The following is a 26273-nucleotide window of genomic DNA, read 5'->3' as shown; positions in this document are numbered from 1 at the left end:
CGGTCAATCCTCGCCAAATTCCACGGACAGCAAAGGCCGCGCGTGAAGATAGTGGGCGGCCCGCCGTTTCGCGTCGATGTCCTTGAAGACTTTCTGAAGCTGGAGCTCGGTGAGGCCGGCAACCGCCGCGACCTCATCGCTCGCGATCCCGTGGTTCAGGCCGTAAAGGCATAGATCCATCAGGTGATAGGGCAGCGCGAAGTAGAACTCCTCCTGGCTTTGCGCCATGGAGAATGTGTCGGTGGTCGGTGCCCGCTGGCGGATTTCCTCGTCCACGCCGAGATATTCCGCGAGTTGATAAACCTGGGTTTTGTAGAGGTGAACGATCGGCATCACGTCGGCGGTTCCGTCGCCCTGCTTGACGAAAAACCCCTGGTCGTACTCAAGAAGGTTCGGTGTCCCCGCCACCGCGTATTTGAGGCGGTCGGCGTGGTAGTATTCCGTCATCTTGCGCAGGCGCTGCTTATAGTTGGTTGCAGCGACGATCTGCAGATAGGCTGCTGGCGAAAGACGCACCGTGTCGACCTTGCCCTCCGGATCCTGGACGGTGAGCCGGGTGATGTTGAGGCCGTTGCTCTCGAGAACCGGCTCGATCACCAGCTTGCATTTCCAGCCTTCCCCATAGTCGGGAACGACGGTCCGGATCGCTTCGAGCTGCCTTCTATAGGCGCCAGTGGCCTCCAGTGCCGGGCCTATGTTTTCCAGGACGTTCTCAATGCCAAGCTGTGCCGCAACACGGCGGCCAAGTCTGAGCGAGTCGCCGGAGGAATCCCGCTCCGGCATGAACAGTCCCAGGACCTTGTCCCTGCCGAACGCGCGCGCGCACAAGGTCGCGACGACGGAGCTGTCGATGCCGCCGGAAAGCCCGACGACCACGCCGCGACGATGGAACGTGCCAAGAACCTGCTTGCGCAAGGTGTCAACGATGCGATCGACCTCCGCACGAGCATCGAGCACCAGCACGTCCTTGCTGAACTGTGAGATCACGTCGATGACAGATCCTCCCTTTTGCGAGACTCGGCCGGGGAGTAGGTCTGCACGACGGCCGTCTCGATGAGCGGACGGTTGGTGGCAAGATTAGGCTCTATGACGAGGTCGATGTGGTTGCCCTTGATCGGAACCACGTCCAGATGGGCCAAAACGCTATCCCAGCCCAAAGTTCGAGGCATTCCCTCCCGACGACAGCGAAACAAGGTGCCGGCGATCGGCAGAGCCGGTTTCGGTCCGTCCAGCCACCGGAAGAAAGACCGCGCCCGCAAGACCTCCTGCAGTTCCAGTTTGGTTCTGAAGCTTGTCGGGTTGAACTCTCCCTTGGCAAAGCGGTCGAGAATCCTGGTGAGATACGCCTCGCGGCCGATGGCAACGGTGATTTTCGCAAGGGCTCGGCAAGCCATTCGGCGGGCCGATATGCGATTCGTGCGAATGCGATGGAATGTGCGGGTAAGTGTCTCCCAATGATTGCTCGGCTCGTCCAGCAGGCTCGTATCGAGGATACCCAAAAACCTTACCGGTCGACCGGCGGCCAGAAGCCGTGCCGCAACCTCGAACGCAACCGCGCCGCCAAGCGAATGGCCAAGAAGTCGCACAGGGCCGGCAGGTTGGGCGCGGTTTATCTGCTCGAGTGCGGCCGCAGCCATGGCGGCGAGACTGTCATGTCCATCCAATATCGCTGCGAGGCCAGGATACCGGATGGGGCTCACCCGGGCGACCTTGCCCATGGCGGCTGCGAAGGCGGCCAGGCTCGGACCATAGCCGACCGACCCTGGAAACAGGAAAAGAACCGGGGGATGACGCTTCTTCTCGCGCCGTTCGCCTGCCTGTGCCGATAAGACCGCCTCAACCATCTCGTTGAAGCTCATTCCGACGGTGAAGGCCTCGAGGCCCAGCTCTTGCCCGATAGCGCTCTCGATCGCCATGACGCAATGCAGCAGCTGCAGCGAATCTCCTCCCGCGTCATCCCAGTTTCCCGCGGCCACGCCGGTGTTGAGAACCTGCATCCACGCGTGCTGCACTATTTGCCTTGTATTCAGTTCGCCTCCCGCGGGGAGCGGTCGGGCACTGGGCGGCTGGTCGGCTGGCGCCGTCTTTCTCTCCGAGCGATCCATTTCGGTGAGTGTTGCCAGGTCGACCTTCCCCCCCAGCAGGCGCGGGATTGCGGCGATGGTGTGCAACCGCAAGGGACGCAGTGGCGCCGGCAACGTCGTTCTGACGAGCTGGCGAAGCTCCTCCGCGAAAGCAGCCCCGGCGAAGCGCTGGGGAACCGCGAATGCGATGAGTTCCTCCGCTGGCGTCACGATTGCCACGGCATCCGCCACCGAAGGTGCGCAACGCAGGACCCGTTCGAGCTCGGCGGGTTCGACGCGCCGACCATTGATCTTGATCTGGCGCCCTTTGCGGCCGACGATCCGCAACAGGCCATCATCATCCAGCCGAACGAGGTCGCCCGTCGCAAAAACTCGAACACCGGGATCGTCCGGATCCGGCCGCGCGGGAACGACGACACCGTTCTCCCAATGACCAAGCAGAACATAGGGGCTTCGGATCAGAAGCTCTCCGCTCTCGCCTGTCCCAACGTTGCGCCCCGTTTCGTCGACAATGGCGAATGCCATCCCGGGAAGCAGCCTGCCAACGGGGACCGAGGCGTCTTGCTCCGGCCAGTCCGGCGGCAAGAACCATTGCGAACCGGTGGTCTCGGTTGACGAGTAGCCGATCTGGATCAGGCACTGGTCGGAAACGGCTTTGCGCAGCAACGCGATGTCCGTCCACGACACTTTCTCACCACCGAGCCGGGCCACTCTAAGTGACTGGAAGGCGTCAGCGGGGCCCTCACTCAAGAGCGCCCGAAGCAGCGCCGGCACAAGATAGGCAACCGTCACGCCTTCGGCTTGCAACCGCGCGCGCACGGCGCGCAGGCCGACCGCCTCCACCTCGAGAAGATGCAATGTGGCGCCCGTCAGCAGCGCGGCGAAAATCTCCCGGCAACCGGCAATCGTGGCAGGTCCGGTCAGCGGCAGGAAAACGTCGTCCGCGTTGATATGGCACGCGTCGACATATTGCCGGACCCGCCACAGCAGGGCGCGTTGGCTGTTGACGATCCCCTTGGGACGTCCGGTGCTGCCCGAGGTGTAAAGCACCATTGCGGGTGCATCGACGGAAACGGAATTGGGTGGTGGCAATGCGGGTCGACTGTTCGGCGCAACGCTGGCGGCTATATCGATCCATATGATGTCCTGTGCCAAATCGACGGAGCGAACCTCGCCGGCGCCTATGATAGCGCCGAGCCGCGCGGCATTCACGATCTCGATGATCCGGGAGCCCGGATCTCTCATGTTGAGCGGAACGCAAGGCCGCCCGGCCATTATGCTCCCCAGCATCGCCACAGGATACCAGGCCGAGTTGGCCTGAAGGATTCCGACCGCCTGTCCTTCGGGGACGACAGCAGCGATACGGTGAGACAGCGTCTCGACAGTCCGGAAAAGCTCAGAATAGGTCAGGCGATTGGCGCCGTCGCTGACCGCGAGCTTGTCGGGATATTGCCTTGCGACATTTCCAAGGTGATCGATGAGGGAAATGTCCGCAAAATCGGGGCCCATCTGTTGATAATGGCGCAAGACAGGCCCGCCCTCGTCGAGAGCATATTCGGGGATATCCGACCATTTGCGGATCGTCGCTGGTCGACAATCCACCTGCAGATCTTGATTCACCGCTTCAGAGTGCAGATACGCTGAAGACATTCAGGGCCCCACCAAGGTGAATGTTGACCATCGCTCGCGATTAAAATCTTTTCATCAATCATACGGATGATGCCTCGATCTTGATCAGGCAGCGCTTTCCCTCCCGGCCTCCCTGAAGTTCTCCAATTTCTCTCCAGCAACAGCCGGTTCGCCCAGAGGTCCCCGACCGTGAAACGCTAGTCCAGGCCAATCCCGTGACCCTCCGGCGGCAGGTTGAAAAGTCATTCAAATGAACGTTGGTGTGGTTTGTAATCTGGCTAAGCTTTGATCTGCAGGTGAATGACTGCTTGCTCGGAGACGTTTGGGCATACCGCCATGATCATCGAGTTGTTTGGGCCGCCTTGTGCAGGTAAGACCACGCTTCTTCGCCGCCTTTGCCGGGAGATGGCGAAACACGGCATCAACGTTAAGACGGTCAACGGCTATCGCCTGATTGAATACGGGTCGGAACAGGATGATGGCCCGGAGGTACGCCATGGCATTGGGCGCATTGGCAGAAAGATCGCCACATCGGGCCCTGTCTTGCTGTCGACCTTGCCGAAGGACGGTGTCGCCGCGCGGCTTCTGGCTTCAATTCCCTTGAGAAGCCGCACATGGTCATGGCGTATGAAGGTCGACATCGCCCTGCTGTGCGAGTCCTGGCGTCAAGCGCAGGAATCGGAAGGTTACTTCATTTTCGAAGAAGGCCTGATCCAGGCTTTGTGCGCGCTGGTTTTGCTGGCACGAACTCCAAGCATCGACGTGGTTCGTGACTGCCTGGCGTTCCTGCCGCGACCGGACCTCCTCATCCAGCTCGATGCGCCGCAGCAAACGTTGCGCCGCCGTCTTATGGATCGGCATGCGCAGCAACCGCTCCTCGAGGTCCTCCTGTTCGAACTCGGCGTGGACAGGGGCTTGAGACAGGCCGATATTTCGAGGGAGATCGGCGAGTGCTTGCGCCAAGATGGATGGCCCTTGATACAAGTCAACGGTGCTGAACCTCACGATTTTGACAAGGTCATCGCGCGAGTCTTGGAAGAGCATGAGACCGCCCCGGTCTAGCGATGTGGTGGTCTCACGCCACCAAAATCCAAAGAACAGAAGCCAGTGCGAAAGGCATCGTCATCGTCCATCTCGCCCCCTACTCCACCGTCACCGATTTCGCCAGATTGCGCGGCTGGTCGACGTCGGTGCCCATGAACACCGCGGCGAAATAGGCCAACATCTGGATCGGCAGCGCATAGATGATCGGCGAGATGATTTCCGGCACATCCGGCAGGATGATCGTCTCCATCGTCTTCACGCTTGAGTGTGCTGCACCCTTGCTGTCGGTGATCAGGATGATCTTGCCGCCGCGCGCCGCCACCTCCTGCATGTTCGACACGGTTTTCTCGAAAATGCGGTCATGCGGCGCAATGACGATGACCGGCATGTTCTCGTCGATCAGCGCGATCGGCCCGTGCTTCAGCTCACCCGCCGCATAGCCTTCGGCGTGGATATAGGAGATTTCCTTGAGTTTCAGCGCGCCTTCCATGGCCAGCGGGAAATTGGTGTCACGGCCGAGATAGAGCACGTCCTTGTAGCGCGACAGTTCGCGCGCGATCCGCTCGATCTGCTCTTCGAGCTTGAGCACCTGGTTGGCATAGCGCGGCGCTTCCGAAAGCGCGCGCACCAGGGTCTTCTCCTCATCTTTCGAGATCGTGCCGCGTGCCACACCGGCGCGCACGGCAAGCGACGCCAGCACGGAGAGTTGGCAGGTGAAAGCCTTGGTCGAGGCGACGCCGATCTCGGGACCGGCAAGCGTCGGCAGCACGACGTCGGATTCGCGCGCCATGGTCGATTCCCGCACATTGACGACGGCGCCGATCTTCATGCCGGCCTTGCGGCAGTAGCGCAACGAAGCCAGCGTGTCGGCGGTCTCGCCCGATTGCGAGATGAAGAAGGCGGCATCGTTGGCTGACAGCGGCATCTCGCGGTAGCGGAATTCCGAGGCGACATCGATGTCGACCGGCAGCCGCGCATAGCGCTCGAACCAGTATTTGCCGATCAGGCCGGCGAGATAGGCGGTGCCGCAGGCCGAGATCGCCAGTCGGCCAATTTTGGCGAAATCGAATGGCAGGTCGAGCGGCTTCGAGACGCCGGAGACGAAATCGACATAATGGGCCAGCGTGTGCGAGATCACCTCGGGTTGCTCATGGATTTCCTTCTCCATGAAATGCCGGCGGTTGCCCTTGTCGACCATGAAGGAGGTCGACAGCGACTGCTGGCGCTTGCGCTCGACCTTTTTGCCGTCGATGTCGAAGATGGCGACGCTGTCGCGGCGCACCACCGCCCAGTCGCCATCTTCGAGATAGGTGATGGAATTGGTGAATGGCGCCAGCGCAATGGCATCGGAGCCCAAAAACATCTCGCCATCACCATGGCCGACGGCCAGTGGCGGACCATTGCGGGCGCCGACGATCAGGTCCTCGTCGCCCTTGAACATGATGGCCAGCGCAAAGGCGCCTTCGAGCTGCTTCAACGCCTGGTGCGCGGCTTGCACCGGCTTCAGCCCCTTGGCGAGTTCGCGCGCCACCAGGTGCGCGACGACCTCGGTGTCGGTCTGCGACGAGAAGGAGTAGCCGTCACGGACCAGTTCGTCGCGCAGTTCGGCAAAGTTCTCGATGATGCCGTTGTGGACGATGGCGACACCGTCGGAAAAATGCGGATGCGCATTGGTCTCGTTGGGCACGCCATGGGTGGCCCAGCGCGTATGGCCGATGCCGATCGTGCCGTCGAGCGGCTCCTCCTTGAGACGGCGTTCGAGGTTGATCAGCTTGCCTTCGGCGCGGCGGCGGCCAAGTTGTCCCTTTTCGATGGTGGCGACGCCGGCCGAATCATAGCCGCGATATTCCAGCCGCTTCAGTGTGGCAAGGAGGAGCGGCGTAACCTGCGAATGGCCGACGATTCCCACGATACCGCACATGGCTTTGCCCCCATAGCCTGCAGAATTCCGGCCCTATCGCCGCAAAAAACCACACTATCCCTCCTTGATTGCGAGCTGATCGTTCATTTGAAGGAGTCTACGGACTTAATCGGCACCTGCACTGTCGTGCTTCCGAAGTGGTGGAGCTTGTGTCGTTGGCTGAGTGAAGCCCGCCCGGCGAACAGTTCGTTCGAATGATGCGCTTCCACCCGCCGAGGCGCATGTTGGGTCAGCCGGCAAACCAAAACACACCCAACAGCCGGTTAGGCCCGGCCGCCTGATGCCCCCCTACAAGAGGCTGTCGGGCCGCTTGATCTATCAGGGAGGCTTACCCGCGAGAGCGCTCCGGACGGCCTCCCATGCCGGCAAGCGAGCGGCGCCAGGTCCACGCAACAGAAGACGTCAAGATAAACACAACAGGGTCACCCGACGAAAAAGCGATCCTGGCATAGATCAGTAAGGCTGGTGGAGGTGATCGGCGACCAACAAAACCTCACAAGTCTCGATGACTTGTCGCTGTTGAGGCGCTGAATCGCTGGCGCTTGGCATCGTTTGATTGCACGAAGACGCTGAACTGATCTCTCGATACAAATGGAGGCTCAGTCCGCGCCTTGCTGGGTCCAGGAATGCGGAAGGGGGATGTAGGGCATGAAGTTCAGGGATCTGATCAAACGTGCCGACAACAATGTGGAGAAGTCATTCGACGACCTCGAAGCTGACTTGGCCGACGCCGTCGACGAGTGCCTTGGTTTGGACGACCTGTCAGCGCTGGTAATGGACGATGCCGCGGGCGAGCCGCCCATGCCAGACGACAACAGCGAACAGGACGACAGCCCGCAGACCGAGGATGATGCTGGCACCGACAATGCCGGCACACAGGAACCCGTGCGACGGCTGACCTCTCATACGCAGAGCCGTATGGCTGCATTGAGTTCCTTTGATGGGCTGTTTCGCGATGCGAAGCTGCATTTCGAGGAGATCAACGCGAAACTGTCCGAGATCGCGAGCACACATCAACTCACCTTTGAATTCTTCCACATCCTTCACGCCGACATTCTCCCGCGCCAACGAACTGGAACTCGCCAATCTAAACCTGACCGCGGAGCAAAGGAGCCTGTCGGACAAGCTCAATGACCTCAACCGAAGGCAGTATGAGCGTGAAAGCATGGTGGAGGCTTTGCAGCAGCGCGAGGCAAGCCTGATTCAGGACGGCGAGGCGCTTCGCGGCGCATTGGCCGCGGCAAGGCTGGAACTCGTGGAGGCCGCGAACACCAACGCAAAGAATGAAGCGGAATTCGGAGACCTCACAAACACGCTTGCCGCCGCAACCGTTGAGGCCGACAGACGCGCGCGCGAGAACAAACTGCTGCGTGAAAAGAATGTCAGCCTGTCGATCGACCTGGAAAAGGCGCTGAAGCGGGAGGACGAGGCGCGGCACAGGCTGGACGCCTTCTCCTCGATCCATGCCACCGAAGCTGCGAAAAATTCCGAAATACTGGGTGCGCTCGGTAAGAGCGAAAAGGAAGCGACACGGCTCCATCACTCGCTCGAGATCACCCAGGCGAAACTGTCGGAGGTGACGGAAACCGCCAGGATCATGGAGGCGGACAAGGATGCCGAGCTCGAACGCTGCCGGGCCGAGATTGGGGATTGCGTTCCGAAGTTCAGAGCCTCAACTCGCGACTTGAGCTCACATCAAGCGCAAATAACGAAGCCTCGGCCGAGATCGACAGGCTCAGGCTTCAATGGAGCGACGCCGTGGCGGAAAAGCAGGTGGCGGATGAAAGGTTGGCTGCCCTCACCAAGGAAGTCGAAACCGACAAGCTGAACCTTTCGAAGATAACCGCCAATTTTTCACAGCTGTCGCTGCAACAGGCATCCGATCAGATACAACTCGATATCAGACGGCAGGAATGCGAGGACCTGCGGGCCGAAATTGCATCGGTCAACGCCCGGATCAGGGATTTGCTGCCCTATGAGAGGCTCCATAGCACCACGAACGCCGTGCCGCATAAGAACGATGTGGCCAAGATTCCGGTGACGGCGGAGCGAACGGTGCGTACCGCCCGCCGCGCCCGCCGGAGGGCGCTCACCGCGTCGTAGGAAGAAGAGCTAATCGCTTTTGCGGCTGGCTTCCAACAGTTCGCCATGTCATTGGCGGAAGGCCCTGGACATCTGATCCGTGAGAGGCTTCAGCAGATAAGACCAGACGCTGCGTTCGTCGGTGCTTATGTGGACCTCTGCCGGCATACCTGGTTTGAGCACCTTGGCATCCGTCAGGCAGGCTGCCTTGTTCTCGACATTGATACGCGCCGAGAAATACGAAAGCTGTTTTTGCTGATCCTTGATCAGATCCGCCGAGATGCGCTTGACCGATCCCTGGCAAGCCGGCGTGGTGCCGGCATCGAAAGCCGGAAACCGGATCGAGACGTGCTGACCTGGACGAACGTCGTCTATGCGCGATGGAGGAATCAGCGCGTCGACGACGAGGTTGTCGGCGTCGGGGACAATCATCATGATCACTTCGCCAGGGGCGATCACGCCGCCGATCGTGTGGATGGAGGATTCCTGCACCGTTCCCGATTGCGGAGCGCGGATGTTGGTTTTGGTCAGTTCGTCTTGCGCGACGACCTTGCGCTCGCTGAGTTCGGTCTGCTTGGCTTCCGTTTCACGAAGTTCGCTCGTTACTTCGCTGCGCCTTTGTTCGTCGAGCTGAAGAATCTGCAACTCGGTCTCGCTGATCCGGGCCTGTGCCTCAGCGACCGCCGCCGCGAGGCGTCCTGATTCTCCATGCGCCCGGGTGGCATCCAATCTGATGTTGCTCAGTCTCTCCTTGGACACCAACTTCTTTGTATAAAGCGCCTGGACATCGCCAAGATCTCCGTCCAGCAGGACCACGGACTGGTCTTCCGCGGCCTGCTGCGCCTTGAGGCCATCGATCTGGCGTTCGAGTTGCTTTGAACGGCTTTGCAACTGTGCCTTCTGCCCCGTCAACGCCGTTGCGCGGCTTTCGAACAGGGTGCGCTCCCCGTTCACCAGTGCAGCCAGTTCCGGATCGCCCATCCGTGTTTGAAGGCTGGACGGAAGCTGCATTTCCGTCAGACCTTGCCGCTCGGCCTCCAGCCGCGCAAGCCGGACGGTGGCGCGATCAAGATCCTCACTGATTATCTGCAGGTTGGCCCGCGTCAGCGTGTCGTCCAGCCTGGCCACCACATCGCCGGCCCGCACATGGTCCCCATCTTGCGCGAAGATGCCGCCGATCGTGCCGCCGGTCAGGTGCTGGACTTTCTTGATGTTGCTTTCGACCACCACGGTGGCAGGCGCAATCACCGCGCCGGCGATCTTCGTCAAACCGAGCCAAAGACCGCCGCCGGCAATCAACATGACGGTGACCGCCGCGCCCAGGATCAGGTTGGCCCTGATACCATCCTGTGCCCCGGCCGAATTCGCCTCGACCCTTCGGCTCCCATCGTCGATCGGAGCAAATAAACCCATCGTCACGTCAGACACGAAACAGCACCTCACGCATGACCGCTCACCCCTTTCTGCATCGGGACAACCGCCGCCGGCCGTTCAGCGGGCGAAGGGAAGGGCCGGATGACGTTGGCCAGGACCTCTTCGCGGGAGCCAAAGGAGTGAAGCGTCCCATTCGCCATGACGAGCACCTTGTCGATATTGGTGAGCGCAGAAGGACGGTGCGCAACAACGATGACGATGCCCCCACGTCGGCGCACGCCCAGGATCGCGCCGGCCAGGGCGGTATCGCCATCGACGTCCAGGTTTGAATTCGGCTCGTCGAGGACGACAAGAAACGGGTCGCCGTAAAGTGCCCTGGCAAGCCCAACGAGTTGCCGCTGTCCGGCCGACAGGGCTGCCCCTCCCTCGCCGACGCGTGTTGAAACCCATTCGGCAATCGCATGATCATCTTGTCGACACCCGCGGCCCTGGCGGCTGCCAGCACGCCCTTGGCGTCACCCTTGCCGCCAAATCGCGAAATGTTATCGGCAACCGTTCCATCAAACAGTTCGACGTCCTGCGGCAGGTAACCGATATGCTCGCCAAGCTGTTCCTGGCCCCATTGGTCGAGCGAGGCTTCGTCCAGCCTTACCGTTCCGCGAAGCGGCTGCCACACTCCCACCAGCGCGCGCACAAGCGTCGTTTTCCCGGAACCGCTCGGGCCGACAATGGCCATGCCCGCGCCTCCAGACAGGTTGAAGCTGACATTGGCCACGGTCGGTTTTTGCTGGCCTGGCGGGGCTATCGTCACTTCCTCGACCGCAAGCATCGCCTGCGGGCGTGGCAGTTCCATGAGCTCGCCTTGGCTACCGAAGGCGGACAGCGCCGCTGTCAGTTGGGAATAGCTCTGACGGAACGCCACAAACCCTCGCCAGTTTGCCATCGCCGCGTCAACCGGGGCCAACGAGCGGCCGAGCAATATGGAGGATGCTATGATCACACCGGGCGACGCTTCACCCCCGATCACGAGGTAGGCGCCAAGTCCCAGGACGCAGGACTGCAAGGCCATCCGCAGCGCCCTCGACAGTGAACCGGTGGCGCCGACAATGTCGGAAAGGCGCTCCTGGTGCGTGAGATATGCGTGATTGATCTCACCCCAGCGGCGGGCGAGGCGGTCCGAAAGGCCCATGGCGCGCACAACCTCCGCATTGCGGCGGCCGGCATCGGCAAGGTTGCGTTGCGACACGAGCGTCTCGGACGCACGCGCCGCCGGTCCGCGGCCAAGGACTTCCGCGATCGCCGTAAGCAGCACGACAACAATCGCACCACTCGTTGCCAGCAGGCCGAGCGCAGGATGCAGAAGATAGATGACCAACAGATAAAACGGTATCCACGGCGCATCGAAGATGACGGTCGGCCCCAATCCTGAAAGGAAAGCGCGCAACTGGTCCAGATCACGAAGCGGATGTATCCGGTTTGCATCCTGGCCGCCGATGAGCGGTAAGGACAGTGAGAGGCCGAAGACCCTTTGCTGCAGCTTCTTATGGAGACGATTGCCGATTCGAACCAGGAGGCGAAGCCGCACGAAATCCAGCAACCCGTAGACCGCGTAGAGGCCCAGCATTCCGATCGTAAATCCGACAAGCGTCGGAACGCTCTGCGAAGGCAGAACGCGGTCGTAGATTTGCAGCATATAGACGGAGCCGGTCAAAGCGAGAATGTTTATGACCGCCGAGAACATACCAACGCCTACCAGCGCGGGCACGGCGTCAAGCATGGCGCCACGTAGATTGGGCGAGCGTATCCCACCGGAACTCATGGCTTGCTACCTCCGACAAGAAGTCGTCGGGTCGGCCGGTCGGTTCCGCCGGCCATGGACAAATTTTGGGTTTTCAGGAGCGTATCCCTCTTTACCTTCTAATATTACGCCCCACTAACGTACGTGGCCTTTCTTTCAAATGTAGCAAAATCGTGGCGCCAGCCCGAGAAAGCCCGAACTGGAGCATTAAATCAGGGGAAAACTGCCGTTTTAGGGTGCATTGGTGGCTGTCGAGGGTCGCGTTCCAGGCTACGGCAGCGACACCGTACCTTCCTTTCGGGAGGTGATTCGCCCCTCAGGCAAATGGCTCCCCAGCCGTTTTCACGGAGCCATTTGAGTGTGCGATGTCGTTTTTAGCGCTTCTTCGCAACAACCAGGAAATGCTGCGCCAGTTGTCCAGGAACGCGAAGAGTTCTGGACACCTTCTCGAAGGGCTCGATCAACGCTCCACAGACCCCTGGCAAGAGGTTTCCCGGCCGGGGCAGATAGCCGTAAGGTGTCATCTCCTCGACACGGAACCCCGACGCGGTCAGGAGTTCCTTGAACGCCGTTGTGCTCAGCGTGTGGCGAATTGTGCGTCCAGACAACCGGTTGAGCAGCCTGCAAACCAGGCCGATGGGTGAAGTCGCGTTCATATGAACATTGCACACAAGTCGCCCGCCGTCCTTCAGATGCTCATTTATCGCCTTCAGCGCATCCGACTTCAGTTGATCCTCTGCGTTCAGGAAGAAGCGAAATGCCGTTACGACGTCGAAGGTCTCGCCGAGAGGCTCCCTCGTCATATCGATGTGACGCAGTCTCACATTGGGTGGAACTTGCGCGCAGTCGAGCATGGGTCTGGAAATGTCGGCGCCCACCACCTCGCCGAAGAGCCCGGCCGCCACGTTGGCGATGCGACCTGTTCCGCATGCGAAATCGAGGCACTTTCGGCCGGCTCCCCCCATTGGGCGAAGAACGTCCAGGATCAGCGGCTTTTCGATTTTCTCCCAAAGCGCGCCATAATAGCCGGACTCGTGTGTTTTGTTGTAATGCGCGCCGTAGCCTGGCGCGCAATGGCTGGCCCTGTAGTCGTTCGACGCTCGGTCGCCTTGTGGGTGGGCCTGCTGGCTGGACGTCAGCTCCTGCCAAACTCGGGACTTACCGGTCTGAGGCCTGGCCCGGCGGAATCCGCGCTGCTGAAGGCGTATCGAAAGCATAATTTGCCGACTGAGCCATTTGAGCCGCGTTCGTCGACGGCGCCGGCTTCACCCCTTGCTTGGAATTGAGCCTCACCTGTATCTCCCGTTACATTGTGTTCGACTGCCCGATCGAACAGTGAGCTCCCCAAGCCCATTTTATCGGACTGCTACCGAGGCGGCCTATTGGATCGCCGCGCTTTGCAGATCACTGTTGAACCGGGCTTCGACGGTATCCCCCGGCATCACAACGGTATCTTCGTCAGCCGACAGCTTGCGCCACTCATCACCTATCTTGCGGACGATCGTGACCTGAGCCTGGATCGTTTCGCCGGCAATCGGCAATGGCTGAGTGGATGCGCCGGTCGGTTGCAGCTTCTCGCTGGCGGCGTGGAGTTTGGCGGTGACATCCCCCAGCCGCGCGTTGGTGTCCTTCAGATCCGTCAGCAAGACAATCTTCCTCTGATTGTCATTGCGTTCGTGCTGCCTGACATAATCCTCCTGCTGGCGCCGCGCTCTCATGAGCTCGACCGTGGTTTGCAGCGCACCGCTCGACGACAGAAGCAAGGCGCGCCTGACATCGGCGAGCCGATTGTTGGTCAGATTGCCTGCGTCAAACGCCTTGGTTACTTTCGCTAGGTCTTCCTGATCCGCCTTCACGCTCTCGGCCTCGACCTGTTCTCGCTTCTGCAGAACCTCGATCTGATCGGCCGCATCCTTCTCGCCCTTCTCAAGAAAAGCCTGCTCCTGCTGGAAATCGCTCAGCGCAATCTTCAGCGCGTCCGCTTCAGCCTGGGCGATCGCGGCGCCGACGCTGGGCGACAGAGGTGACCCTTGTGGTGTCTGCTTGTCGAAATCCGCCTGGCCCTGAAGTTCGGCGCGGATACGGGCGGCGTGAAAATAGTCTTTGGTGTAATCCCCCCAAAGTGTTTCGTAATCGCGCCTGAGATCAACCGGATCGGGCCCGGTCTGGCCTGCTCGTGACCGCAAAAGGCTGAAGCCGCCGGAGACGGCAAGCGCCTGCCGCACGGTCATGAGCGGACGATAGGCCTGTTGTCCCGGGGTAAGCACGTCGCCCATCACATAGATCGGACGATACTCCGCGATGATGGCAGTCACGTCGTCCGGCTTGACGACAACCATCTGCTCGCGTCCATCGGGCAGACGCACATGAAAGATCTTGGTCGGTAAAAGCGTTTGCATGCGCGTCTGCAATTGAGACGCCGTCAAGCCTGCGACCATGATCATCCCGACTGCGGGAAGGGCGATATTGCCGTCCATCTGGACCACCGCGCGCTGCGTTCGCTCCGGGATCGGCGCTATCCCAATCTCGACGGTATCGCCAGGTGACAGTTGATAGGGCTCGGCGTCGCCTGCGATGGCCATCGATGTCAGGGACATCACGGCAGCCGCGGCAAGAATGGTTCGTTTAGTGAAGGCCATTTGCGACAATCTCCTTCTGGTTCGACACCGGCTCCCAAGGCCAATCAACACGAGCAACGAAATCGTACACCGGGCCGCCGGGCACGCCCCAATTGCTCGACCAGACCACCTGTGAGCCATCGGGAGACGGCGAGGCATGCGTCTCGCTCCAGTAGTCGAAGTGCGCGTTTTGCGTGTCCACGATACGGCGGACCTCTCCGCTGCCGTCCAAACGCAGCGCAATGACCTGCTGCGCGTAGGGCGCCCAATCCGGATGCTGCGATATCTGGCTGGTGTCCCGCCATAGCTCAGAAACACCCAGCCCGGCCTGTCCAGGGACCTGAGCGACGCATGCATGGCCTCGCCATATTTCATCAGCGAGGTGACCTTGCCGTCGGCTAACCGGCGTTTGATCACCTGATATTTGTCGGGATCCGATTTGCTGATCCCGACATAGATTTCGCTGCCGTCGGCATCGACCGTCATGTCGCCGTGACCGGGCCGGTGGTGCTCCATCCACTTCTGGCGCAAGACGCCATCGATGGAAAAGACGAAGCTCGGCTCATTGCCGTCCGGCAATGCCTGTGAGCACACAATGTTGATGCCGAGCGGGGAGATCGAGCAGGAGCCGGTGGTTCCTGGAAGCTGGGCAAGATCGATATCCGGGAATTTCTGCCTCAGCTTGAGGTCGTAGCCAAAGACCACCGATTTGCCATCATTGCGCTTTGCACGCACCGCAATGCGGTTGCCGCCGCGGCTCGGATTGCCTTTGTAGGGCCCGAACTTGAGATCGCTATAGGCTGCCGAGGTGAACACGATGTCTTCGTGATCGGTGCGTGGCGCCCAGGTCGAAATCTGCCGGCCAGCAACGCAGATCATCAGCTCGGGATCCCTGGGATGCCATTCGCATTCGGTCGAGCGGTTGCGGTGGAACAATGGAACGTAGCTGTGCCCGTCGAGAAAGCACATGCCACCGCAACCATTGACGATCAGGAGAAGGCTCTGGTCAGCATTCCAGGCCTGTGCGCTCGAGTAACGGTGGGTGCAGTATTTCTTCCCGCAGACACCCGCGAGACCAAGAATTCCGGGTTCGGTGATCCGCACGAGAATCATGCCGGACCATGGATCCGTCGTTTCGCGCAGATAGCCCGGCAGGTTTCTTGCCGCCTGTGCGGGCGACGGTTGCGATGCGCTGCTTTCGCGACCACCGGCCATGTAGATATTCAGGAACATGGCGCCGGCAATCAGCAGCAGCGCCGATATATGCCGGCGGAGCCGGGTCATGTCATGTAACCCATTTCGCGCCTCACCCGGCCTTCACTAAGGCGCGCGCGCCACCATGCGATCGTTTGCGCCAGCCCGTCGCGCAGGCTGGTCTGCGCCCGCCATCCAGTCTCGCCTTCAAACCGCGAGGAATCGGCGAGCAAGGCGCGAACTTCCGAATTTTGCGGCCGCAAACGGCTTTCGTCTCGATGGATCGGTTTTTTGGAACCGCTCAATTCGAGGACAAGGTCCAAGACGTCGGAGACGGTCACGGCGCGTTGGCTGCCGGCATTGTACGCATGGCCGAATTCAAGCCGGGCCAGGCCCGCAGTCAGGAACGCTGCCGCAGTGTCTTCCACAAAGGTCAGGTCACGGATCGGGCTTGTATCGCCGACCATGATCGACGGGCAATTCGGGTCGAGGGCCTGCCGGATGATGGTCGGCACGATGGCGCGCTCACTCTGGCGCGGACCATAAGTGTTGAAGGGCCGCATGATGACCACAGGGACATCGAACGACCTGGCGTAGGACTCCGCCATCATGTCGGCGCCGATCTTGGACGCCGAATAGGGTGACTGTCCCTGCAGCGGATGCGTTTCGCGGATGGGCATGGTCTGGGCGGTTCCATAAACCTCGCTTGTGGAGGTATGCACCACCCGCTCCGTCTCCCATTGACGTGCCGCTTCAAGCACGTTCACCGTGCCCAGGACGTTGGTTTCCACATAGGACTGGGCAGCCGCGTAGGAATATGGAATCGCGATCAGCGCAGCCAGATGAAACACAACGGCCTGGCCGCGCATGACCCGGTTCAGGAACGCGCTGTCGCGGACGTCGCCGCGGACAAGCTTCAGCCGGCTCCGGATGTTGTCGGGCAAATCATCCAGCCATCCATGGCTGTCGAAGGAATTGTAGAGCGCCAGAGCCGTGACATCCGCTCCATTGCGGACGAGCGCTTCGGTGAGATGCGAACCGATAAATCCATCCGCGCCCGTCACCAGAACTTTCTTGCCGTTGTAGCTCATGACTGCGCATTCCCTTGGCTGACTGGAGCGCTTCCTTTTGGGGTTCATACATTGATCGGCTGTGATGGAACCCAGCCGACAACCGCCAGGAAGCCGCGCACCATCCACACGATGTCGGAGGCGATGGTGCGCTGTGGATAGTAGGAGAGGTCGAGTCTGGCTTTGGCGGGGAACATAACCTCCCGGTAAAACAGGATCGGATCCGCGGATCGGGGAAAGAAATGCGCCTCGTGCCGGAAGAGAACCTGGGTTGGCCCCAGCAGGCCGGGCTTGTATTGCAGGACGGCCTCGAGGCCACCCCGGAAACAATCGGCGAAAGCCAGGCTCTCGGGTCGCGGCCCGACGATCGCCATCTCGCCTTTGAGGACGTTCCACAGCTGCGGCAGTTCGTCGAACTTCGTTGCGGCGAGGAATCGGCCCACCGCCGTCATGCGGCTGTCGCCCACGACGGTCAGCGCGAGGCCTTGAGAGCCGCAGTTCACACCGAACTTGCGAAATTTGTACATGCGGAAGGGTCGGCCACCAGCGCCCATACGGGTCTGTGCGAACAAGATCGAGCCTCCGCCTTCGAACAGCAGCGCTCCGGCGATCAGCAGCATCAATGGTGCGAATAGGACGGCCGCGACGCCCGCGACCACGAGATCGATCGAACGTCTCGCCAGCCCGTGTACGGGCCTTGAGACGACGCGCCGATGCACGGAAAGATCTAATGCATTCATGCGGCAGTTCCTGTTTGGGCGCCGCCGTTGAGCGCGGCTGCGAGTGCAGACACAACCGCTTCGGCGACAGGTGAAGTGATCTGGGGATGCAGTGGAATTGTCAGCTCTCGCTGCGCAAAGTCCTCTGTCCGCGGCAAGGTGATGCCGGGGTAACGCTCGCGATAGAACGTCATCTGGTGCACCGGCGGATAATGAATCGTGGTCTGTATCCCCTGCGTCCGCAGTTCGTCGATAACGTCCTGCCGCCTCGCGTAGCGCGGCAGGAGGACCGGCATGATGTGGTAAGCCGACGTCCGGGGTTCGCTGAATGGAATGGTCACGGCCGGGCAATGTTCTGCGATGAGGCGCCGGTAGAGGACGGCCAGGATGCGCCTGATTTCGTTCCACTCTTGCAGGTTCTGCAGCTGAACCAGCCCAATCGCCGCCCGCATCTCGTCCATGCGGTAGTTGAACCCGAGCATCGTGACATCATATTGCGGCGTACGACTGTTCAGCCGCTGATGTGTCCCGCTGGTCATCCCGTGCCCACGGGCCTGGCGAACCCTGTCGAGCAGATCGGGGTCGCGGGCGATCACCGCGCCCCCTTCCGCCGTTGTCATGTTCTTGTTGCCATAGAAGCTGAAAGCAGCCGCGGTGCCGAACGTCCCCACTTCCCTGAGGCCGGGCGCATGCGCGGCATCCTCGATAATATGCAGTCCTCTAACCCGGGCGAACCGCTGCCATTGTTCCCGATTGGCGAGATAGCCCGCGAAGTGAACGAGAATGACCGCCTTGGTGCGTGGCGTGCACCGCGCTTCTGCTTCCGCAAGCGACATCAACGGCACGTCGACCGATTCGATGTCGACAAAGATCGGAGTCGCCCCGACATAGAGCACCGCATTCGCGGTCGCCACGAACGTCAGTGACGGAACCAGCACTTCGTCGCCAGGGCCTATTCCCAGTGCATGCAGGATAAGATGAAGCGCCGCGGTGCAGGAACCAACCGCAACGCAATCCTGCGCGCCATGCATGGTGGCAAAGGTCTGCTCGAACTCTCGTACCCTATCCCCCATGGTAAGCCAGCCGCTGTCAATCACCTTGGACAGGGCCACCTTCTCCGGCACGCCTAGTATCGGGGCGCTCACCAAGAGCATCTTGACCTCCTGAACTCGTTATTTGCGGGTTTTCATGCGGCCGCGGCTGCGACCTCGATCGAGGTCGACTGCTCTTCCCAGGCAACCGCTTGCGCATTCTGGAAGTCATCAACGCGACCGATGTCGAGCCAGAGACCATCATGCTTGTACACGTGCACGGTCGTGCCGCCCTGCATCATCTGCAGCATCAGGTCGTCGAACCCAAATGGGATGCCGGAAGGAATGAACCGCAGGACATCCGGGTTCATGCAGTAAATCCCCATGCTGACGAGATGGGAAAGCGTCGGCTTTTCCCGAAAGAGCTGAACGGCATTGTCGATCTCGTCGATGACGCCGAAGTCCATCTTGATATGGCGGCAGGCCGTGGCGATCGTAACCGGATCCTTGTGCATGCGGTGCGCGGCCACGAACCGGCTGAGGCTCAGATCGGTAAGAACATCGCCGTTGAGCACCACAAATGTTTCGTTCAGTTCATCCCTGATCAGAGAGAGAGGCCCGATGGTACCCAGTGGCTCCATTTCCTGGGTGTATCTGATCTTCAAATTCCATTGCGATCCGTCGCCGCAGACGCTGCGGATCAAGTGCCCGAGATACCCGGTCGTGATATAGACCTCTTCGATACCGTTGCGCCGCAGCCACTTCAGAAGCAGCTCAAGAACGGGCCGGGCCCCTATCGGCATCAAGGGTTTCGGCAGGACCGACGTGAAAGGCCGAAGGCGCGTACCCATCCCACCACATTGAATCACCGCTTTCATCCGATCCTCCCGAGTTTATTCAGCCCGAACATCATCGTTGCGAATGGAGTGCTCGCAGGGTCGCCCACGAGCCAATCCGAACACCTCATCATGAATGGTATGATCACTCTGAATGGGTGTCGTCGTGCATTCGAATGGTAACGATCCCAAGCGTTTCCGGTATTAAATAGCCGCAGGATCAAGGACAGACCCAAGCGCTTTGGACCTGATCATGAGACCAATGAAACCGAATCAGTCTTGCGATCAAAAAACAATGATTTGCCCAGTGCCGAAGCCGGGCCGCGCGCCTCTGGCGAAGGCAGGTGCCGCATCAAAACACTGTGCGGCACACTGGTTTTGGACACTGGAAACGGAAACTCGGCATCGTTCGGCGGGCAGGTACCGCACGCCAGCGTTAAAAAACTAATAGAAGATCGTCGCAAATTAGTATTACATTAGCCATGTGTGATGTGCGTGGATGGGGACGCTGCGGACTTCACTGTGATGGGATGACCAGTGGTTGGACACGATTCTAGGATCGCCGCGGTTCCGTCCATCACACAGGAATGGGAGGTTCCAACGGGTTTTCTCGTCGGGAACCGGGTAACGCGTTGGGGTGGTTCAATGTATCGGATCGTCATTGCCGATGATCACGGCTTGTATCGGCGTGGCCTCCGGCTGGCACTTATGGCTGGAATTCCAGGTGCCGAGATATTCGAGGCTGCGTGTTTCGATGCTGTGGTCAATCTTCTGGAGGAGCAGGCATCCATCGATCTTGCGATCCTCGACCTGAACATGCCTGGGCTGTTTGATCAGCAAGTGCTCAGCGAGGTTCTCTCCGCCTATCCTGGCACACGCTTTGCGATCGTTTCCGGGGACGATTTCCCGCTCGGAGATTCTGACGGCTCTTTCGATCGGGCTCCATGGTTACATCGTCAAATCGCAGAAAGACGAGGAAGTCGTGCTGGCGGTAAATGAGATCCTCGCGGGTCGGATCTATGTACCAGCACTCCTGTCTCGGACGTCTGGGGACCAGAGATCGTATGCCGCCCTGCCCTCGGCGAAAAATCCAATCCGTCGACGCGTGGGCTCGAGCGATCTCGGCAGGCTGACGTCGAGGCAGAAGGACGTCCTCAAGCTGATGGCGGAGGGGTACTCGAACAAGGAGATCGCCCGCAATCTGGATATTGCCGAAGCGACAACCAAAATCCATGCCGCTGCCATTCTGCGCGAGCTCGGGGTACGGAACCGGACTGAAGCAGCTGTTTTGCTGCAAACCTGGCAGTCGAGAAATGTGAGCTGATTTATGCCACCCGAAGCTGGTAGCGGTTTGGACCGGCATGTAGAGGGTAGACCTGCGAGACCGACGCGCTTTGGTCTTTGTTACGGATGCAAGTTTCCCGGATCCGAGGTCGTTTTGCAGCGACATCCACTATAATTCAATTTCCTTCCGCGATAACCGCAAGGAATATCGCAGTCCGTGCTCCGATATTTCCAGTTTCGGGGAGTGACCGACTAGCGGCGTGCCGTCCACGCCGATTATCATGGACCCGAAACCGTGGCGCACGACCTTTGAGTTCTTCCGCCGTCCCGATTCCACCCAATCGAACACGAGGTCGTCGCCTGCGCCGTCGGATGCGAATTGCCACTTAACTTCGACCTTGCCTTGTGAGTCACCCAGCGCACCGTGTTTCACGGAGTTTGTCGTCAGCTCGTGAAGGATCATCGCAAAGCTCTCGGCGGCGCCACTTGGCACTGTGAGGGCGGGGCCACTGATCGTTATGTCCCGTGTCTCCTTGAAAGGCTGCAACTCCTGGGCCACGAGGTCGTGGAGCATCCCGGACAGGCTGGTATGACGAGACAGCAGCAGATGCGTCGCTTCCAGCGTTCGAATCCGATCGACCAGCATCTCCTTGTATTTGGCAACGTCGTTCTCGGGAACATTGATCATGTTCACCAGGGCCGTGATCACCGGGAACAAGTTGCTGAACCGATGGCGCTCTTCGAGCATGATGCGCTCGCGCTTCTTCACGGCGGCGCGAAGAAGCGTGGTTTGTCGACGCTCGGTCAGATCGGCCGCGATCCCGATGCGGATCGCACGATCGCCGTGTTCTTCCTGCCGTCCGCGCAGAGCAACCCAGCGTATGTGACCATCCATCCGCCTGACACGAATCTCGATGTCGTAGTTCACCGCCGACGAGGGTTTTGCCGAGGCAGCCAACTTCGGCCAGTCGGCTGGATGGATGACGGTCGAGAGTTCTTCCAAGCGGCGGACGGGCGTCGGCGGCAGACCGAGAATGTCCCAGAACTTGCCGGAGCCCTCGACCGTCCCTTCCTTGAGATCTATTCGCCACGTACCCAGGCGTCCGGCAGACAGAGCGAGATCAAGCCATTCCTTCTGAGCCCGGAGGGCCTCGCGTGCGGCTCGTCGCTCGGAAATATCGTCGATCACCACGAACACGCTCTCGGTGGATGCCTCGTCAGGCCGCGATGAAGACAGGGACAGACGAGCCCAGAATGCCTTGCCGTCCTTCCGCAGCAGGCGAATATCCGCAGCGGACGACGAGGCGCCGTTATCCAAATCTTTCAACAACCCCCGCACAGCATCTCGATCGTCGCGAAGAACGAGCCCCTCCAGCTTGAGCTGGGCAAGTTCCCCTCCTTCGTAGCCGGTCATCTCGGAAAAGCGTCTGTTCGATTGCAGCAGTTCGCCACGTCGATTGGCATTTGCAAAACCCAAGGCGGCGCGCTCGAAGGCCCAACGATAACGACTCTCGGCGGCATCGATGGCAGCGAGCCTCGCCTCCGCAACCTCGAGCGCCGCGCGCAGATCCTGTCGCAGGCGGTGGAACACAAATGCGATCAGGCCACCGGAGACCAGAAGGAAGATGGCGCTCGTCCAATCTTCAGCAGAGAGTTGGGCGTTCAGAACGCGTCGCATCCACAAGCCGGCGGCCGCCATGAGAAGCGTTGCGGCGATGGCAACCAGACGCCCTTCGAGATAAACGATAACAATAATTATGGGGATAAACGCAATAAACGTCACCCCTTCGCCGACATATATCGTATTTATCGCTTCGAGTACTATCGCTGCTGCAAGCACCAATAGCGAAGCTACATGAGCCAACGGGGTGCTTGACACGTTCGATTTGAGCCAGCGCAGGTACGAACCCATGCTCCCAGACTACAACCTTCTGTCTAGTTCGTCGAGACTAGGCCGCGACGGGGCAGCCTAGTACCACTGCCGGATTGCCATGCCCTTGCCGGCGAATAGAATCAGGCTCGGTTGGGCTCATCAAAAAGGCATGTTCAACGAACGCTGCGGAACAGACTTGCCGCGGATTTCTTCAGACGTGTCGAAAATCAAGCCAAAGGAGTGCATTCCCGTCAGTTGGCGGAATTAAAAGCAAGTAAATCGCACAAGATTTACTTGGATCAGTAGCAACTAGGGTTGGGGTAGAGGCGATGACACTGATTGAGAGGCGCAACGAGGCGGTTGCGATCAGCCAATACATTTCACTGAAGGATACTCGTCACGCACGTCCGATACACCTGTCGGATCGACCGGACGCCAGAATCGGCGGACCGCAGCGACGCAGTTTGGAATCCATAACCGGCATGCTTGACCGCATCGGCTGCGGCTATTTCGTGCTGGACCGCGACAGGAAAGTAATCGAGTGGAACGCAGCCGCTCAAGAGACGCTAGAGCGCCAGGGTGAAGCGGCCGACACGGCAGGCGAGCTTTCCGCCGGACTAAGGCGGCTGGTCGCGAATGTTCCGGTTCACTTTCAGCCGGGCACACTTTCATGGGTGGTGATCCGCAGCAGGGGCGACAGGCCGGTGGTCCTGAATGAGACGGGCGTTGTCACACCGGACGGTACCAGCATCGTCGCATTGCTGGACCGGGAGAACACATCGTCGGCAAACCCTCAGACCTTGCAAAGGATGTTCGGTTTGACCAGTGCGGAAACGCAGCTGGCGTTGCGCCTGGCGCATGGCGATGCGCCCCTGGAGATCGCCCGCAGCTGGCATCTCAGCCGCACGACGATCCGTTCCCAGCTTGCCTCGCTGTTCGCCAAGACCGAGACAAGGCGTCAGGCGGAGTTGGTGGCTCTTCTGGGGCGCATTTCGGTCCTGCCATGAAATTGCAACGGCCGGGCGTCGGCAGCCGCCCGGATTCAGGCGATCGACATCAGGCCAATGCCAACGCGGCGGCATTCTGCGGCCGCGATGGGGCAGATCGTTGGCAGCGCCACCCCACCCTTTCGACGCGCTATCGGCAAAGCAGGATCTCGCAACAGGAGTGACTTGCCATGGTCGAAGCAAATTCGACGGTTCACAAGCTGGCGGATACCGCTCGAGCGCGGTCGGATGGTGCTGTATTGAAACTTGCACGCGCGGGGCCCGTCGTCGTCACAGGCGCCGCCGGGTTCATCGGCTTTCATGTTGCGTTACGGCTCTTGCGGCAGGGCGTTGACGTCATCGGCGTCGACAATTTCACGCCCTACTACGACCTGAGGCTGAAGGAGGCGCGATTTGCACAGCTCTGCGCCGAGCCGAGGTTCACGCCCATGCGGATGGACCTGGCGGACCAGGTACTGGTAAAAGCGCTGTTTTCCGACTTCCAGCCATCGCACTTCGTGCACCTCGCCGCTCAAGCCGGCGTGCGTTATTCGCTCGTCGACCCGCATGCCTATGTGCAGTCGAACATTGTCGCGTTTCTCAATGTCCTGGAGGGCTGCCGGCACGCCGGCGTCAGCCATCTCGTCTATGCCTCGTCGAGTTCCGTTTACGGCGCCAATCGAAGCATCCCGTTTTCCGAGCACCATGGCGCCAGCCACCCGGTCAGCTTCTATGCCGCGACCAAAAGCGCGAACGAATGCATGGCGCATTCGTACAGCCATCTGTTCGGCTTGCCCGTGACTGGATTGCGTTTCTTCACCGTCTACGGGCCTTGGGGCCGGCCCGACATGGCGGTCTATACGTTCACCCATGCCATCGCCGAGGGACGGACGATCGAAATCGCCAATGCCGGCCGCGTATGGCGAGATTTCACTTACATCGACGACATCGTGGAAGGGGTGGTTCGCGTGCTCGCTGCGCCGCCGCGGCCGGATCCGGACTGGGACAGCCTCGCGGCCGATCCCGCCTCCAGTTCGGCGCCATATCGGGTCTACAATATCGGCAACGACCGGCCCGAAGAGATCAACCGTCTGATCGCAATCATCGAGACGGCCCTTGGCCGCCGCGCCCTTCGCGTCAACGTGCCTTTGCCCCCGGGTGACGTCCTGGAAACCCGCGCCGACGTCAGCGACCTCCGCCGTGCTGTCGGCTTCGCACCGGCGACAGCACTCGAGGACGGGGTGCAACGTTTCGTGGAATGGTACCGGGATTTCCATGCAAGGCCCGTCGGCCGAAAACGACAAGCGTTCATTCAGGCATAGGGCGGGAACAGGGCCGGACGGCGAGCACAACGCCGGCTCATTTGACCAACGCTCGATCAGTCCGTCTTGGGATACGCCGGCACCGGAAATGGGCGAAGCTGCTGTCGGGCGCTGGGCCCGGCTCCCAGAAGGCGTCGGGCACGGCGAGTCAGCGGCTTCTCGAACAAGCGATAGGTGATGAGTGCCACACCAAAAGTGATCACCAGCGCCGACGCGATAAAGGCCCACGGGCCGAGCACCAGAATCAAGCCTGTTCGCCAGAAGAAGATGCGCGTGGCGCGGATCACGAATGGATGCAGGAGGTAGAGAGCATAGGACGCGTCGCCGACGCCGGCGCCCCATCGCGCGGCCAGGCTTTCATGCCTCAGCTCGCCCGGCGCCAATGCAGCACTCCAAACGATGAGAGATGCCGGGATGCCGTAAACAATGGGGCGGGAAAGGCCGATCGAGATATCGGGAAAAGCCGCCGCCAGCATCAGGGCGGCCAGTCCCGCTGCAGCGACGCAGGCCCTGATCAAACCGGAGGGCCGCAGACCCGAGGTGCACATGATCCCGATTGTCACGCCGAAAGCGAACTCAAGGATGATCGGATCGGTCCAGAACGCGAATGGCTCTCGCAAAGGCGCCGCGAGACGGCCTGCGAACACCATCCCCACCAGGGTCGTGAGCAGGACGGTAACGGCCCAACGCATGGGCAGCACGATCGCCGCCGTAAACAACACGTAGAAAAGCATCTCATAGTTGAGCGTCCAACCCAGCTCGTAGACAGGCTGAACGACGCCGTCGGGGCGAGTGGCCGGGATGAAGAAGTAGGATTCGATTACAAACCGGAAATTGATGTAGTCCTGGTTGAGAAATGAGGGAGCGAGCAACGCCACGGCAAGGTAGAGCGTGGTGACCGCCCAATATAGCGGGACAATCCGGGCGAGCCGCCGAGAAAGGAAGAGACGCGCGCCACCCGTCTTGGCGAACAACTGTCGCGACGTGTGCACCATGATCAGGCCGGAAATTACGAAGAAGACATCGACTCCAGCGCTCCATGGTATCGGATCCCACGCCTGAAAGGTGCGGCCGGCTTCTAGTTCCAAGCTCGCCGCATCGTGCTGCGCGTGGCGCAGCGCGACCGAGGTGGCCGCGAGGGCGCGCAGGACCTGGACCTGAGTGAGTGTTTCGCGCTGGCTGGGCTCGACTGGCGTCGATCTTTCGGACCGATGGCGCATCGAAGGCGTCGAGGCCGCCGCCATTGGTTCTTGTTCCATGGATGCTCCGCAGCTTGCACAACACCGTGACGCGCCTCGGGAACTCATGCATCCTTCAAATGACGGACACAGACCATAGAATGTAACGGCCGTGCCGGCGGGCGTAGTTGTGTCGAGGGAGGGTGAACGTCGACGCCTCTCCGAGTCTT

At 60.4% G+C, this 26273-nt stretch carries 18 protein-coding genes and 3 pseudogenes; 7 read left to right on the top strand and 14 right to left on the bottom strand.

What is annotated here, in order from left to right:
- Positions 1-3: 3 nt before the first annotated feature.
- Positions 4-963: an NAD(+) synthase gene (gene nadE, locus AC0V8S_RS11830; protein ID WP_475437781.1), complete on the bottom strand. Its 960-nt coding sequence runs from the start codon at positions 961-963 to the stop codon at positions 4-6.
- A 20-nt stretch (positions 964-983) separates the two neighbouring features.
- Positions 984-3734 carry an AMP-binding protein gene (locus tag AC0V8S_RS11825; RefSeq protein ID WP_475437780.1) on the bottom strand — a complete coding sequence of 917 codons (2751 nt, stop codon included), beginning with the start codon at positions 3732-3734 and terminating at the stop codon, positions 984-986.
- Between the two features lie 315 nt (positions 3735-4049).
- Between AC0V8S_RS11825 and AC0V8S_RS11820 the strand changes: the two genes are divergently transcribed.
- Positions 4050-4775 carry a nucleoside/nucleotide kinase family protein gene (locus AC0V8S_RS11820; protein WP_475437779.1) on the top strand — a complete coding sequence of 242 codons (726 nt, stop codon included), beginning with the start codon at positions 4050-4052 and terminating at the stop codon, positions 4773-4775.
- 79 nt (positions 4776-4854) lie between these two features.
- Here the strand turns inward: AC0V8S_RS11820 and glmS are convergent, their stop codons facing one another.
- Positions 4855-6678, bottom strand: coding sequence for a glutamine--fructose-6-phosphate transaminase (isomerizing) (gene glmS, locus AC0V8S_RS11815; RefSeq protein WP_475437778.1), 1824 nt, complete (start codon positions 6676-6678; stop codon positions 4855-4857).
- A gap of 648 nt (positions 6679-7326) precedes the next feature.
- On the opposite strand from glmS, the gene AC0V8S_RS11810 reads away from it, so the two are divergent.
- Genes AC0V8S_RS11810 through AC0V8S_RS11800 form a run of 3 tightly spaced genes read left to right on the top strand, consistent with a single transcriptional unit; the run spans position 7327 to position 8781 of the window.
- On the top strand, positions 7327-7812 hold the full coding sequence (locus AC0V8S_RS11810; RefSeq protein ID WP_475437777.1) for a hypothetical protein: 486 nt from the start codon (positions 7327-7329) through the stop codon (positions 7810-7812).
- A 31-nt stretch (positions 7813-7843) separates the two neighbouring features.
- Entirely contained in the window at positions 7844-8506 is a 663-nt protein-coding gene (locus tag AC0V8S_RS11805) for a hypothetical protein (protein ID WP_475437776.1), read from the top strand.
- The gene (locus AC0V8S_RS11800) at positions 8437-8781 is read left to right on the top strand and encodes a hypothetical protein (RefSeq protein WP_475437775.1); all 345 of its coding nucleotides are present in this window, start codon (positions 8437-8439) and stop codon (positions 8779-8781) included. Before AC0V8S_RS11805 ends, AC0V8S_RS11800 begins: the two co-directional genes overlap by 70 nt.
- 48 nt (positions 8782-8829) lie before the next feature.
- On the opposite strand, the gene AC0V8S_RS11795 is transcribed toward AC0V8S_RS11800, so the two are convergent.
- The 9 genes and pseudogenes from AC0V8S_RS11795 to AC0V8S_RS11755 all read right to left on the bottom strand — a co-directional run bounded on the left by AC0V8S_RS11795 (position 8830) and on the right by AC0V8S_RS11755 (position 19442).
- Complete coding sequence (locus AC0V8S_RS11795) at positions 8830-10173, bottom strand: HlyD family type I secretion periplasmic adaptor subunit (protein WP_183465034.1); 1344 nt, start codon at positions 10171-10173, stop codon at positions 8830-8832.
- 26 nt (positions 10174-10199) lie between these two features.
- Positions 10200-11953, bottom strand: a pseudogene (locus AC0V8S_RS11790) (type I secretion system permease/ATPase).
- Between the two features lie 353 nt (positions 11954-12306).
- The gene (locus AC0V8S_RS11785) at positions 12307-13149 is read right to left on the bottom strand and encodes a class I SAM-dependent methyltransferase (RefSeq protein WP_475437774.1); all 843 of its coding nucleotides are present in this window, start codon (positions 13147-13149) and stop codon (positions 12307-12309) included.
- A gap of 162 nt (positions 13150-13311) precedes the next feature.
- A complete protein-coding gene (locus AC0V8S_RS11780; RefSeq protein ID WP_475438605.1) occupies positions 13312-14514 on the bottom strand; it encodes a polysaccharide biosynthesis/export family protein in 1203 nt (400 codons plus the stop codon).
- Positions 14515-14557: 43 nt separating this feature from the next.
- Positions 14558-15834 (bottom strand): annotated as a pseudogene (locus tag AC0V8S_RS11775) (hypothetical protein).
- Positions 15831-16835, bottom strand: coding sequence for an NAD-dependent epimerase/dehydratase family protein (locus AC0V8S_RS11770; RefSeq protein ID WP_183462642.1), 1005 nt, complete (start codon positions 16833-16835; stop codon positions 15831-15833). Before AC0V8S_RS11770 ends, AC0V8S_RS11775 begins: the two are co-directional and overlap by 4 nt.
- A gap of 44 nt (positions 16836-16879) precedes the next feature.
- On the bottom strand, positions 16880-17434 hold the full coding sequence (locus tag AC0V8S_RS11765) for a sugar transferase (RefSeq protein ID WP_475437773.1): 555 nt from the start codon (positions 17432-17434) through the stop codon (positions 16880-16882).
- A 116-nt stretch (positions 17435-17550) separates the two neighbouring features.
- Positions 17551-18687: a DegT/DnrJ/EryC1/StrS family aminotransferase gene (locus AC0V8S_RS11760; RefSeq protein WP_183462646.1), complete on the bottom strand. Its 1137-nt coding sequence runs from the start codon at positions 18685-18687 to the stop codon at positions 17551-17553.
- A gap of 32 nt (positions 18688-18719) precedes the next feature.
- Entirely contained in the window at positions 18720-19442 is a 723-nt protein-coding gene (locus AC0V8S_RS11755) for a nucleotidyltransferase family protein (protein WP_475437772.1), read from the bottom strand.
- Positions 19443-20045: 603 nt separating this feature from the next.
- Here AC0V8S_RS11755 and AC0V8S_RS11750 point away from each other — a divergent pair.
- Positions 20046-20724 (top strand): annotated as a pseudogene (locus AC0V8S_RS11750) (LuxR C-terminal-related transcriptional regulator).
- Positions 20725-20853: 129 nt separating this feature from the next.
- Here AC0V8S_RS11750 and AC0V8S_RS11745 read toward each other — a convergent pair.
- Entirely contained in the window at positions 20854-22596 is a 1743-nt protein-coding gene (locus AC0V8S_RS11745) for a sensor histidine kinase (RefSeq protein WP_475437771.1), read from the bottom strand.
- Between the two features lie 290 nt (positions 22597-22886).
- Between AC0V8S_RS11745 and AC0V8S_RS11740 the strand changes: the two genes are divergently transcribed.
- Positions 22887-23564 carry a helix-turn-helix transcriptional regulator gene (locus tag AC0V8S_RS11740; protein WP_183462650.1) on the top strand — a complete coding sequence of 226 codons (678 nt, stop codon included), beginning with the start codon at positions 22887-22889 and terminating at the stop codon, positions 23562-23564.
- Between the two features lie 239 nt (positions 23565-23803).
- Complete coding sequence (locus AC0V8S_RS11735; RefSeq protein WP_475438604.1) at positions 23804-24865, top strand: NAD-dependent epimerase; 1062 nt, start codon at positions 23804-23806, stop codon at positions 24863-24865.
- Positions 24866-24921: 56 nt separating this feature from the next.
- Here the strand turns inward: AC0V8S_RS11735 and AC0V8S_RS11730 are convergent, their stop codons facing one another.
- Entirely contained in the window at positions 24922-26124 is a 1203-nt protein-coding gene (locus tag AC0V8S_RS11730) for an acyltransferase family protein (protein WP_183462652.1), read from the bottom strand.
- Between the last annotated feature and the right edge of the window lie 149 nt (positions 26125-26273).

This window comes from Mesorhizobium oxytropidicola, from assembly GCF_056174625.1.
Note: the sequence above shows the minus strand (reverse complement) of the source record. Positions and strands in the feature narration are given on the sequence as shown.